Source organism: Pseudomonadota bacterium, assembly GCA_016711215.1.
Taxonomy (GTDB): domain Bacteria; phylum Myxococcota_A; class Polyangia.
The window spans coordinates 943,923-956,134 of the sequence record JADJTL010000002.1; the positions used below are offsets into that span (position 1 = coordinate 943,923).

The following is a 12,212-nucleotide window of genomic DNA, read 5'->3' on the forward strand; positions in this document are numbered from 1 at the left end:
GACCGGCCGATGAGCTTCGTCGAGCACCTCGAAGAGCTGCGCCGTCGGCTGATCTACAGCGCGATCGCCTTCCTCGCCTGCACGATCGTCGCCTATCTGATCAGCGATCTGCTCTTCGCCTGGTTGGCGCGGCCCCTGGTGCAGGCCTGGCGCGCCGCTGGCCTGGGGCGGCCGACCTTGCACTTCGCCAACCCGATCGAGCCCTTCGCCACCTATATCAAGGTGGCGCTGCTCGGCGGCGTCTTCCTCTCGGTACCCGTGATCTTCTATCAGCTCTGGTGCTTCGTCGCCCCGGGGCTGAAGGCCTCGGAGCGGCGCTACGTGATGCCCTTCACGCTGCTCAGCAGCGCCTTCTTCATCGGTGGGGCAGCCTTCGGCTACTTCGTCGTCTTTCCGCTCGGCTTTCGCTTCTTGCTCGGCTTCGCGCGCAGCGATGCGGGATCGTTGCAGCGGGCCTTCTCCGCCGTCGGCGTGGCGGTGGGGCAGGGCGGGCTGATCGCGCTCCAGCCGACCTTGATGATGGCGGAGTACTTCGCCCTGGTTTGGCGCTTGCTCGTCGCCTTCGGCGCGATCTTCGAGCTGCCGCTGCTGCTCTGCTTCCTGGCCCTGGCCGGCATCGTGACGCCGCAGGCGCTCTGGCGCTGGAATCCCTACTTCATCATCGTGGCCTTCGTCCTCGGCGCGATCTTGACGCCGACGCCGGACGTGTTGACCCAGTCGATGATGGCGCTGCCGCTGATCGTGCTCTACAACCTGGGGATCGGCATCGCCTGGCTGGTCGCGCGACGACGCTCGGCTGCGGGCGGGGGGACGAAGGCGGCGGGCGGGTCTGCTGGCGGCTAGCGCCGGGCCTGACTGGCGGGGCTCGGCTTCTCCCAGTGGTCGGGGCGGCCATCGCCCTTGGTGTCGCGTCCGACGCGGGCCAGCTTCCCGTCGGTGTACTCCTCCCAGTAGTCCAGCTGGCCCTTGCCGTCGCTATCGCGCTCGAGGCGCTCGACCTTGCCGTTGCGATAGTAGCGCCAGATGTCCGTCTGACCGTCGTAGTTCGTGTCGAGATCCTGGCGCACGAGGCGGCCCTGCTCCAGCACGTTGGTCAGGTCGACCTTGCCGTCGAAGTCGAGGTCCATCTCCTCGGCGGCGACCTGGCCCTGCGCCCAATAGCGCGTGAGATCGGGACGACCGTCGAAGTTGAGATCGACGGTCTTACAGGTCTGCTGGCTGCCGACGAAGAGCTCGACGACGTCGGGCTTGCCGTCGTGGTTGACGTCGAGGCGGCGGACCGTCTTGCCCTGTTCCTGGCAGGCCGAGCGGTTGATGGGGGCGTAATGCGGCACCGACGACCGGCTTCCGGCGCCAGCGGCGGTCGTGCCGCAGCCGCTGCCGCCAGCGGCCGCCAGGAGCAGCGCGACGAGGACGGGTGATCTCAATTCGGCCATCGATGTCTCCTGAGCCGACCTCGGCTGGGCGCATGGTAGGCCATGCCGACGATCATGTGAAACGAAACCAAAGGAAGAGCAGGCCGCTCGACATGGCGACCCAGATCAAGAGCGCGAACGCGCCGTGTCGGAGCTTGACGCTGAGGATCTCGTCCTCGACCTGCTGCGGGGGCCGATAGTCCGCCGGTCGCACCAACCGCTGGCCTTGGGCGCGGAAGGTCGCCAGGTCGGAGCGCAGCGAGGCCACGCGGTCCTGCATCACTGAACCGCTGTGGCAGAGGGGTGCGAAGCTGCTCAGCAGCAGCGCCAGGGTGAAGCCCAGGCTGATGCGCACGCGGGGGTAGTCGCGCAAGCGGCCGCCGAGCAGCGTCAGGGGCGGCGCCTTGCGCGCGCTGCCCAGGCGTCGCGGCTTGCCGAGACCGGGCTGCGTTCCCTCGCCGAGGCTGAGCGGCTCCAGCGGATCGAGCAGCTCGGCCTCCTCCTCGGGGGCCGCATAGGGGAGGTCGAGCTCGATGGCCTCGTTTTCGCTCCCTGGGCGCTGCTGCGGCCCGCCCAGCTCCCGACGCTCGAGGCCCGGCGCCGCTGCCGCGCTCGACGCCTCCTCGGCCACGGTACCGTCGAGCAGCACCAGCGCGTCCTGATCGATGCCCTCGAGCGTTCGATCCATCGCGGCGGCTGCGAGCGCGCCGGCAGAGAGCGTCGGATGCGTACCGCTCGGGAGCCCGGCGTCGGCAAACAGGACGTCGAGGTCGTTGGCTGAAACCGTATCGCTGGTCGCAGCGCGCGCGCTGGCCGGCGGCCTCGCCTGGTATCCGCCCGCCAGGGTGCGGCCACCCACCGGGCTGGCCGGCGGGCGCGTGCCCGGCGTGCCCCTCTTGCCTGCGCCAGCGTCGGGACCGCCGCGATCGACCACCGCGCCGGTCCCATCGACGATGCGAAAGCTGGCCCCCGCCTGCGCCACGCGGCGCGCGACGTCCTGGGCCTCGTCGAGGTCGCCGCTGGTCGCGACGACGACGCCCCGCTGGCTCAGCGCCGTGTCGAAGCCCGGCCGCGCCGGGAGCCCGAAGACCTGCAGCAGGCGCGGGGCGATCGCGCGCGCCGCGCCTGGTTCGCCCTCGACCAGGGCCAGCACGCGGTAGCTCTTGCTGATGGGGGCCTGTCCCAAGCGCTAGCTCCCCTCGCGCGCTAGCCGCCGCAGGGCGGCCTCGAGCCCGCTGCGAGCGGCCGCATTGCCGGGGGCCAGGGTCAGCGCGCGCCGGTACTGGGCGAGAGCGTCGTTGGTGCGCCCCTGCTTGAAGTAGGCGTCGCCGAGCATCACCACATAGCGCGGTTGTCCAGGGCTCAGCTGCGCCGCGCGGCGCAGCCGCTGCGCGGCCGTGACGTAATTGCCCAGCTCGAAGGCCACCTCGCCCAGACCGCCGTGCGCCTGGGCATTGCGCGAATCGAGTTGGACCGCCGCGCTGAAGTAGCTGCGCGCCTCGTTATAACCGCCGCGGCGCAGTCGCTGCTGGCCGAGGTCGACCTGCAGCTCCGCCGAGCGTTGATTGGCCTCGCGCGTGGGCCGGTCGGACCTCGCCGCGCGGGTCGGCGCAGCCGCCGCCGTGACGACGGGCCGCCGGGCGCGGCTGCGGGTCGCCGGCTCGGGCACGGGTGTGGGCGTGGGCGCCACCGCTACGGCCGGGCCGGGGGCGGGGGTTGGTCGGGCGACGGTCGTCGCCTTGTTGGTCTGCGCGACCGGCTCGCTCTGCGTGTTCGGCGCCGCGGCGTGCCCCTCGTTCGTGGTGTTCGCCGCCCGGGAGGGACTCCCCACACCCGAACTCACGTCGCCGGGCGCGGCGGCCGGCGTGGCCTCTGCAGGCACCTCGGCCACCGCGCCCCTACCGAGCGCCGCGCCCGGCGCGGGTAACGCTTCTTGCCTGGGGGTGACGCGCTTCTTCTGCAGCTCAGCGAGCGGGCTGCGGCCGCTGTCTCGCGCGAGCCAGAACACAGCGCCCAGCACCAGCGCAGCCAGTCCGAGCACGGCGCCGAGTACCAGCGCCGGCGACAGCGTGCGCTGCGGCAGCGCGTCGGTGCCGAGCGCGCCATAGAAAGAGGGGAGCGCCGCTGGCTCGCCGTGGCTGCGCTGCAGCGCCTCCTCGGCCGCCATGCCCTCGGCGAACCATTCGCGGGCCGCGTCCGTCAGCGAGACCCCCGTGGTGTCGCCGCTGCCGAGCGCGGTATCCGCTTCGCTGTCGGCGGCCTCTTCCGCCGCGGCGGCGTCGGCGGACGTGCCGTCGGGGAGCATCGTCCGCGCGGCAAAGACCTCGGGCGTCAACGCAGGCACGTCGGCACCCTGGACGATGATCGCAGCGCGCGACGCGGTCGCGCCGGGCGGCGCGACAGTCTGGGCTGCCGGCGCCTGCTGCGCGCGCTCCGAGTGTTCGGCGTGCTCTGTGTGTTGCCGCAGATGCGCTTCCATCTGGGCGCTGGTGATGCCAAGGCCGATCAGCGTTCGGTCGCCTGCAAAGGCGGCCTCGGCCGGCGCGGCGGCGACCTCTTGCAGCGTGTCGTCAGGGCCCCCGAGGGGGGCGGCCAGCGCTACCGCCTGGCTGCGGGTCGGGCGCAAGGGCGGCTGTCCTGCCGTCGGCGGGACAGTCGCAGCGTCTGCCGAGGACTGCAGCGCTTGGAGGAAGCGCACGACGGTGGGAAAGCGTGCCTCCGGAGCCTTGCTCAGCCCCTGCGCCACGGCCACGGTCAGCGCGACAGGGAGGTCGGGCCGACGCTCGTCGAGTGCCGGAGCCCTGGCCTCGAGGTGCTGCGTCAGCAGGAGAAAGGGGCTCGAGCCGGCGAAGGGCGGAAGACCGCAGAGCATCGCGTAGGTCAGGGTCGCGAGCGAATAGATGTCACTGCGGGAATCGACCGGGGCGCCGCGCGCCTGCTCAGGGCAGAGGTAGTGCGGATCGAGGAGCGCGGGCAGGCCGCGCCCGTCGCTCGGCGGTTGGCTGACGGCCGCGAGCGGCGCCAATCCTAGCCCCAATAGCTTGACGACGTCCTCGCCGTCGCGCCGCGTCAGGAAGACCTTGCGGGGCTGCAGGTGACCATGGACCAGGCCCAGCGCGTGGGCCTCGGAGAGGGCGTCGCCCAACTGCCGAAGCAGCGCCAGGGCCTGCGCGAGCGGCAAGGGCCCCTCGCGCTCCAGGCGGGCTGCCAGCGTTTCGCCCTCGAGGTACTCCATCGCCAAGAACAACGCGCCGTCGGCCTCGCGCCCGACCTCGCGCACCTTGGCCACGTGGACGCTCTCGATACCGCAGGTGCGGGCGAGCGCCTCCTCGACCTCGTCGCCGGTGCGGGGATCCTTGAGCCAGCGTGCCTCCACCAACTTGAGGGCGAGGCGCTCTGGCGGGCTGCCGCATTCGGCGCGGTAGACCACGCCCAAGGGGCCTTCGGCGAGGCGGTGGACGAGCAGGTGGCGCTGGGCGATCAGCTTGCCGAGCAACGGATCCGTCACGGTACAGGTCCACCCTTGAGCCCGCGGGGAAAGGCTCTCCTCACGCCGCTGAAGCACGTGCCGCCGAGGCTGGTCCCCATCGTCGTCGCCGCGCGTGGCGGATCGTCCCCCAACCGCGCCGCACATCGATCTTCTTCGCCTTCGTCGTCTTGTTCTCGCGAGTTGTTCTTGCGAGACCGACCAGCATAGCGCCACGCTCGCTTATCCTTGACCGGCAGGAAAGCTCAGGTCAAGTCGCGCGACCGCGCCGCCGACCGCGCCGCCGACCGCGCCGCCGACCGCGCGGCCGACCAGCGCCACGGACCGGCGCCGCCGACCAGTGCCGCCGACCAGCGCCTCAGAACAGCGCCTCAGAACACGCCGCCCCCGCCGACCAGCAGTCCCCCCGTGCGTGATCCCGTGAGTGAGCCCCTAACCGGCGCGAGGCGCAGGTGCTCCAGGAGGCCAAGCGCGGTGGGCGCGGAGCTCACCGCGGGTTGTCGACGGGGCGCGAGGTAGAGATAGAGCAGGGCAGCGGCGCTGGCGAGCGAGGCGAGGCCGAGGGTGGTCATCACCCAGCCGCCGCCCGAGGTCGCGTAGAGGCGCTCGCAGTTGCGGTAGTCGGGCCTCGCAGGGCCACGACAGTCGGTGCCCTTGCCGTCGATGGCGAGCAGGGGCAGCCCGATGGCGAGCCCGACGGCGGCCATACCGGTGGCGGCGAGGGCGGGCCAAAGGGGCCAGCGCGCGGGCGCCTTTGCCGTTAGCGGCGCGCCGGATTCGCTGGCTCGCGGCGCAGGCGCGTCCGCGCGGCCCGTGCGCGGCGCGGCGCCGGGGCCAGGGGCTTGCGCGGCGGTCGTGGCGCTCGGCGCGGTGGGTGCGGCCGCTGCCACGTCGGCTGGGGCGCTGGGCGCGGGCTCGACGGCGGCGGCCGCTGCCCCCGCGCTCCCCAGTGGCCCGGCGGCCTCGGCCACGCGCTCCGCGAGGGCGCTGGTGGCGGTGATCGCCTCGGCCAGCGTGCAGACGTCACAGCTCCCGCGCTCGCTGCCTTCGCGCTGCGGGCCGCGATAGAGGTCGATCGCCATGGTGTAGTTGCGACCGACCACGGCGATCCGCGCCGTGGCCGCGCGTTCGACGAAAAGCGCGCGTTGGGCCTGCGCCGCGCACTCGGCGCTGGCACAGGCAGTCCGCGCCTCCGCGGCCCGCAGGACCTGGCGGGCGCTCAAGGCTGGCAGCTTCGCCGCGCGCAGGCCGGCCGCCAGCGCCTCGTGAAAGCGCGCCACGATGGCCGGGTCCTGGGGGGGGTCGAGCCGCGGGATCAGCGGCGCGATCGGCTGGGCCGCCGCCTGCCGCAGCGGCACCACGAAGGCGAGCGCCGCGCAGGCCACGACGAGCGCGAGCACAGGGTCGCGCCCGATGCCGCGCGCGCGTCGCCGGGCCGCGGAATGCGGGGGGCGTTGGCGTCGGCATCGTTGCAGCAGAGGTGGCCGGGAACTCATTTGCGCGGCGCTTTCGCTCAGTCGAGGGCGCCCGCCCGTCGGGCTAATGGCGCCCAATTACGACAATCCGTGCGACGATCCGTGCGACGACGCGCAGGATGATTCCAGTGATCGCCACTCCAGCGACGACGACGATGCGACGACCGCGATACGCTTGCGGCTGTCGACCTTGCGGCTGTCGACCTTGCGGCTGTCGACCTTGGTAGGCGTTACAGGGTTCGAACCTGTGACCTTTGGCTCCGGAGGCCAACGCTCTATCCAGCTGAGCTAAACGCCCGAAGAAACTGTCCACCTCTTAGCGAAAACCCGCCCCAGCGTCAAGGAACGCGCGGCCCGGTGCCGGTCCACGGCTGCGGGCGCAGGGTGCGGCGAAGGGTTGACCCGCTCCCCTCGCAACGGCTATAGCGCGGCCAGGAGGGGCTCGCGATGTCTACGCGTCCCGGTCGAGCGCTGGTCAGCTTCGCCAACCCGCACCCGGAGCGCGACTACGAGGTGCGCCTGGACTGCCCTGAGTTCACCTGCGTCTGCCCGGTCACCGGCCAGCCCGACTTCGCCACGATCCGCATCGTCTATGTCCCCGATCGGCTCTGCGTCGAGCTGAAGTCGCTGAAGCTCTACCTCTGGTCCTTTCGCGAGGTCGGCAGCTACCACGAGGCGGTGACCAACCAGATCCTCGACGACCTCCGGCTAGCGTTGACGCCACGGCGCCTGCACGTCGAGGGCGATTTCCGCGTGCGGGGAGGCATTCATACCGTCGTCGCCGTCACCTATCAGCAGGCCAAGCGCGGGCGTACGACCCGCCGGCAGGCCTGAGGGCGCTTGCCGGCCTCCCGGTCGACGGTATATCTACAGACCGAGTCATATCTTCGCACCGCGTCGAGTTCCACACCGGGTCGGCCACGAGCCTGTTGCGGGGGGTGGGCTGTGAGCCAGTGCCTTGGCCAATCACGCTTCCTCTGCCGCGCGGCGCTCGCGCTCTTGGCCGTGGCGACGAGCGTTGCCCTTGCCTTGCCCCGAGCGGCGTCGGCCCAGGCGGGGCCGCCCCGCGCGGACTCGCCGCGCGCCGGCAGGCTTGACCAGTTCGATGGCACGTTGGCCGGCACGCAAGGGGCCGAGCGCGACGGGCCCGCGGCGCCGCCGCTCATGCCGCGCGGTGCCGCCGAGGCGTCGCCGGCCCCGCTGAGCGAGCCTGGCGTCGTGGAACGCCTCGAGGGAGCCGCGACCCACCCGCAGGTGCGGCGCGCACAGCAACTTCGTCGCCGTCAGAGCGCCGTCGCCCTCCAGCGCCCTTTCGCTGCCCCCGAGCAGGCGGCGCAGGCCACGCGGCGCGCGGTGGTCCAGGCCACGGCCGAGTATCGTCGTTATCATGCGCTGGGGGCGGCGCTCACTGTGCGCGCTGCGCCAGCCGTCGGCCCCGCGCCGTCTTCCACCACCTTGAATCGACAGGGCGCGCCCGTCGGTGGCGGTGCGCTCGGCCTCGCCGTCGGCGAGCCGAACCCCGCCGGCGTGGCGCCATCGCGCCGAGCGAGACAGCCCCCGCGCGCAGGCCGCCGCCTGCCCAGCGGCGAGGACGCCTGTCTGAGGGTCGCGCGGGTGGAAGCTGCGCTGGCTGCCTCCTCTGCAGCGCGGCGCCCCGAAGCGGGTGCGGGCGCGGGCGAACTGGCGGCGCGTGGCGCACGCGTCCCGGGTCCTAGGGAGCCGCCCTCCGTCGCGAACCGGTTGGCGGCCGAGCTGAAGGACCCACCTGCGGTGGGGCATGCGGCGCCGAGCTGCGTGGCCACTGCCCGCGCGCTGCGGACGCAGGCGCTGGAGCTACAGGCGATCTTTGGGTCGCTGAGCGGCTGGCCGGCGTTCGAGGCCGAGGTGATCGCGCCCGCCCTCGCCGTACCTGGCCCGATGCGGCCGCCCCCGGGGCGCATTCGCTACCTCGGTCACTAGCAGCGCCGCCATCGGCGGGCGGCCAAGGCCCGCTCAGGCCTCCAGGCTGATCTTCAGCTCGCCAGAGAGCACGCGCGCCAAGGCTTGCTCCTCGAGCAGGTCCTGCATCCGCTGGCCGCCATAGCGCTCGATGACGCGGTCATCCCATTCGTCGGCGATCAGCGCCACGTCGCGCACGGTGGCGACCAGCTCGTCACCATCGAGCGTGTCGCCGCCAAGGATCGAGTGCAGGAAGACCAGCAGGCTCCCCTCTTCGACGTAGGCAAAGGCGCCGAAGCGCAGTATCGCATTGAGCGTGAGCAGGCGGAGCTGCAGCTCCTGGGTCATGCGCACGCCTTTGACGAGCTGGGCGACGCAGCGCACGATGGCGCGCTCCTCACCCCAGGGCACGACGTTGATCATCACGTAGCACGAGCCCTGCTTGACGACATACATGCCGTCTTCGACCTTGCGAAAGGCGCGGTGCTTGCCGAGCGTGTCTGCAATTACTGCGCACGTCTTGACTTCGGCGGCGTTCATCGCTTGCTCCTTCAGCCTGACCCAAGGCTGCAAGCGTGATTTATCACGACCGGCCGGGATGCCCCAACAGCCATCGCAGGCGCCTTGTCTTGAGCCAGCGCCCCGCTCGGCCCGCGCACGAAGGCTCGACGCGGCGGCGGTGTTATGATGCCCGCGATGTCCCGCCTTCGCGCCCAGCGCAGCACCGACAAGCGTCACGCTCGCCCTTGCGCCAGCGGGCGCGCGCCGCGAGCGGCAGCCGCTGCGCGACGACGCGCGTTACTTGCCGGCGGCGCCGCGGTCTTCGCCTGCGCCCTCGGGCTCGCCTGTGGCGAGTCGGCGCCGGTGCCGACGCTGCGCTTTGAGGGCGAGGTTGGTCAGCGGGTCCCGCTGCAGCTCGTCAATGGCGTGCCCGCGCTCGCCGCCGTCGTCGATGGCGGCGACGCGCAGCTCTTTCTGCTCGACACGGGTGCGCCGCTCACGCTGCTCGCGCAGCGCGCCTTCCCCGAACGTCCGAGTGGCCCTCAGACCCTGCGCCTCGGCGCCTTCGGCCTGGCGTTCCCCGCCGCGCCCGCCGTGATGAGTGCCCTCTTCGCGAGCGAGAGCGCCTGCGCAGGTCCAACGCCGGCCGGCGTGATCGGCGGTGATCTCCTGCGCCAGTTCGGCCTCGAGCTCGACCTCGCTGGGCTGCAGGTGGCGCTGAGGGCGGCGGAACCCGCCATCGACGAGGGGGCAGCCGTCTCGGCGCCGCAGGTGATCCCCTTCCGCCTGCGCGGCGGTGGCACGGTGCACCCCACCGAGGACGTCAGCGTGCAGGTCGGCGCGACGCGGGTGATCGTGCCGCTGCGGGTCGAGGGTGTCGCGGTGGAGGCGCTGCTCGATACGGGGGCGACGACCACCTTGATCCGCGACGGCCTCTTGCGCCGCTTGCCTGCGACCGGTCGTCCACTCATCTGTTGCGAGAGGGTTGAGACTGCGAGCCAGGGCGCGCTGGCCGCGCGGATTACGCGGCTGCGGCGGACGGAGCTGGGCACGCTGCGGCTCGACGGGTTGGCGGTGCTCGTCTTGCCGGACGCGACGCCCTTCGCCGCGCTCTCGCGCGAGACCGGTCGCTCAATCGATCTGATCCTCGGGGCGGACGTCTTGCGGCAGCTCGTGTCGTACCTCGATTACCCGGCGCGCCGCTGGCGTGTGGCGCTGCGCGGCGACGCTGTTCTGGCGCCGGCCGACGACTTCGTGCTCGCGGGCTTCACCTTTTGTGCTGCGCGCGACGGCGATGGGGCGATCGTCCAGGATGTCTTCGTCGGCAGCGACGCCTTCGCCAAGGGCGTGCGTAGCGGAGAGCGGCTGCTCTCGATCGGCGGGGAGCCGGTCGCGGGCCTCGATCGCGCGGCGCTGCTGGCGCTGCTGCGCCGCACGCCCGTCGGCGAGACGGTCAGGTTGGCGTTCGGCACGGGCAGCGGGATCAGCGAGCGCGTCGTGCGCATCGAGCAGCACCTGCCTCCGCTCCCCTGACGACCACCCTGACGACGCAGAGGAGGGCTCCCATCGCCGCGCTCGCCCCGCCATCGCCAGCGCTGCTCTTTGGGCGGCGGCCAGCTGCCGGGCGGCAGCGGCGGCGAAGCGCGTCCTGGGGCGCGTTTCGCTCGCTTGGCGCCGTGGGCTGCTGCCTGCTGCTGTCGCTGTCGACGCCGGCGCGCGGCGCCGATCGCGCGGCCTATTGGGGCCTCCTGACGCGTGCGGTTGGCGAAGTGGTCGAGGGTGAGCTGCCGGCAGCGGTGGCCAGTTTGGGGCGGGCGCGCGCGGAAGCACCAGCGGCGGCAGCCGTGGTCGACACCTTTGTCGGGCTGGTGGCGCTGGCCGGTGGGCAGGTCGAGGCCGCGCGGCGCCACCTCGAGCGCGCCATCGCGCGCCGCTGGGCCGAGCCGCTGCTCTTCTACTGGGCCGCACGCGCTGCGCTGCGAGCCGGTCGCTCCAGGGTCGCGCTTGGGTATATGGATCGCGCGCTCGCCCTGGGTCGCGATCGCGCGCCGCTGTGGATCGGCGACGCGCTGATTGCTCGCGCTGCTGGGCGGTCGTCACGGGCCGCGGCTTCTGCCGCCGAGGCCGCGCGCCTCTGGCCCAATCTGCTCGACCCGCGCCTCTTTCCAACGCCGGCCGAGGGGGCGGTAGAGCTGCTCGGGCGCGCCCTCCACGAATTGCCGGATCCGCTGCGGCTCTGGCGCACCCAGGCCCACCTCTATTGGCGGCTGGATCAGGTGTTGGGCGCGCGCCAGCAGGTCTCCAGGGTGCTGGCGCGGCAGCCCGACGACGCCGATGCCTTGCAGCTCGGCGCGCGCTGCGCCCTCGCCCTCGGCCAGCTCGACGACGCCCTACGCCTGAGCGCGCGCGCGGTGCAAGTCCGGGGCGTGGCCGTGGCCCAGGCCTTGGCCACGCGCGGGCTGGTCCTGGCCGCCGCGGGTCGCGGAAGCGAGGCCCTGGTCTGGCTACGGCGCGGGGCAGATGCGCGCCCCCGCGACGTCGAGCTGCTCCTGGTCCTCGCGCAGGTCTGCGCTGCGGCGGAGCAGGGCGACTGCGCCCGGCGCTTCTTCGGCTGGGCCGCCCGCCTGGCGCCGGAGCAGGGCGCGGCTCAGCTCGGTCTCGGGCTGGAGCACCTGCAGCAGGGACGGCTCGAGGAGGCGCGGGTGGCGTTGGCGCGCGCGATCCGCGCGGCGCCGGGCGATCCGCGCGCGTACGCGGCGGCGGCGCAGGTCGAGCGCCAACGCGGTCGGGCTCCCGATGAGCTTGCGGGGCTGCTGCGGGCGGCGGCGCGTGTCGCCAGCGTCGAGCGGCGGCTGATGATGCGCGTCGGAAGGGTGGCCGCGGCTGGCCAGCGCATGCTTCTGGCGCTTGCCGCCTGCCGCTGTGAAGACGGGCCCTGCACGCCGCCCGCAGGTGGTTGTCTGCGCGCCGCCTCTCGCCCGTCCGGTGCGGCCGGCTGGTTCCTGCGCAGCCACCTGGCCGCGGTCAACGGCAAGGGAGCCTCCGCCCTTGCGGCGGCGCGAGCCGCGGTGGCGCGCTTGAGCCCGGCGTTGCTGCTGGGCGCCACCGCCCCGACCGCACTCTGGGCGGAGGGGCGCGGACTTGACGGGGTGCGTTACCGCTTGCGCAGGGCGGTCGCCTGGGTGCCACTCGGCGATAGCGCTGCGCTTGGCAGGCTATCGCCTTGATATCAAAGATCATAGCTGGCGATGGTGGGTCTCTGTAGGCAGATCTGGGCGGTCTCGCGGTGCGTCAGCTTCTACGCAGCTGCGGCGCAGCCGCTGACGCCCCGTTCCGGCGCTGTGTCGTAAGAGCTTAAAATCTTGCAGTAAAAACCTTCGATGATTCCACAAGTGC

Annotated in this window: 10 protein-coding genes and 1 tRNA gene; 5 read left to right on the top strand and 6 right to left on the bottom strand. The window is 72.6% G+C overall.

Annotated elements, in window-relative coordinates:
• The first annotated feature begins 9 nt into the window (after positions 1-9).
• The gene (tatC, locus tag IPL40_08820; protein ID MBK8481263.1) at positions 10-843 is read left to right on the top strand and encodes a twin-arginine translocase subunit TatC; all 834 of its coding nucleotides are present in this window, start codon (positions 10-12) and stop codon (positions 841-843) included.
• On the opposite strand, the gene IPL40_08825 is transcribed toward tatC, so the two are convergent.
• The 5 genes from IPL40_08825 to IPL40_08845 all read right to left on the bottom strand — a co-directional run bounded on the left by IPL40_08825 (position 840) and on the right by IPL40_08845 (position 6,675).
• Positions 840-1,436 (bottom strand): hypothetical protein, encoded by a 597-nt coding sequence (locus IPL40_08825; GenBank protein ID MBK8481264.1) that lies wholly within the window; start codon positions 1,434-1,436, stop codon positions 840-842. The genes tatC and IPL40_08825 overlap by 4 nt on opposite strands.
• A gap of 52 nt (positions 1,437-1,488) precedes the next feature.
• Positions 1,489-2,601, bottom strand: a complete 1,113-nt coding sequence (locus tag IPL40_08830) for a hypothetical protein (GenBank protein MBK8481265.1) — start codon at positions 2,599-2,601, stop codon at positions 1,489-1,491.
• A gap of 3 nt (positions 2,602-2,604) precedes the next feature.
• Positions 2,605-4,923: a tetratricopeptide repeat protein gene (locus IPL40_08835; protein ID MBK8481266.1), complete on the bottom strand. Its 2,319-nt coding sequence runs from the start codon at positions 4,921-4,923 to the stop codon at positions 2,605-2,607.
• A gap of 350 nt (positions 4,924-5,273) precedes the next feature.
• Positions 5,274-6,302 (bottom strand): hypothetical protein, encoded by a 1,029-nt coding sequence (locus tag IPL40_08840; protein MBK8481267.1) that lies wholly within the window; start codon positions 6,300-6,302, stop codon positions 5,274-5,276.
• 296 nt (positions 6,303-6,598) lie between these two features.
• Positions 6,599-6,675: transfer RNA gene (locus tag IPL40_08845), tRNA-Arg, on the bottom strand.
• Positions 6,676-6,824: 149 nt separating this feature from the next.
• Here IPL40_08845 and queF point away from each other — a divergent pair.
• Together queF and IPL40_08855 are read left to right on the top strand one after the other, a co-directional pair.
• A complete protein-coding gene (queF, locus tag IPL40_08850) occupies positions 6,825-7,211 on the top strand; it encodes an NADPH-dependent 7-cyano-7-deazaguanine reductase QueF (GenBank protein ID MBK8481268.1) in 387 nt (128 codons plus the stop codon).
• Between the two features lie 279 nt (positions 7,212-7,490).
• A complete protein-coding gene (locus tag IPL40_08855) occupies positions 7,491-8,336 on the top strand; it encodes a hypothetical protein (protein MBK8481269.1) in 846 nt (281 codons plus the stop codon).
• Between the two features lie 33 nt (positions 8,337-8,369).
• Here the strand turns inward: IPL40_08855 and IPL40_08860 are convergent, their stop codons facing one another.
• Positions 8,370-8,855, bottom strand: coding sequence for a hypothetical protein (locus IPL40_08860; protein ID MBK8481270.1), 486 nt, complete (start codon positions 8,853-8,855; stop codon positions 8,370-8,372).
• A gap of 156 nt (positions 8,856-9,011) precedes the next feature.
• Between IPL40_08860 and IPL40_08865 the strand changes: the two genes are divergently transcribed.
• Both IPL40_08865 and IPL40_08870 read left to right on the top strand, forming a co-directional pair.
• A complete protein-coding gene (locus tag IPL40_08865; GenBank protein ID MBK8481271.1) occupies positions 9,012-10,349 on the top strand; it encodes an aspartyl protease family protein in 1,338 nt (445 codons plus the stop codon).
• Between the two features lie 143 nt (positions 10,350-10,492).
• Complete coding sequence (locus IPL40_08870) at positions 10,493-12,043, top strand: tetratricopeptide repeat protein (GenBank protein MBK8481272.1); 1,551 nt, start codon at positions 10,493-10,495, stop codon at positions 12,041-12,043.
• Positions 12,044-12,212 lie beyond the last annotated feature (169 nt).

Coding starts and splice junctions, on each gene's coding strand:
- tatC (MBK8481263.1), top strand. CDS start 10: ATGAGCTTCGTCGAGCACCTCGAAGAGCTGCGCCGTCGGCTGATCTAC.
- IPL40_08825 (MBK8481264.1), bottom strand. CDS start 1,436: ATGGCCGAATTGAGATCACCCGTCCTCGTCGCGCTGCTCCTGGCGGCC.
- queF (MBK8481268.1), top strand. CDS start 6,825: ATGTCTACGCGTCCCGGTCGAGCGCTGGTCAGCTTCGCCAACCCGCAC.
- IPL40_08860 (MBK8481270.1), bottom strand. CDS start 8,855: ATGAACGCCGCCGAAGTCAAGACGTGCGCAGTAATTGCAGACACGCTC.
- IPL40_08865 (MBK8481271.1), top strand. CDS start 9,012: ATGTCCCGCCTTCGCGCCCAGCGCAGCACCGACAAGCGTCACGCTCGC.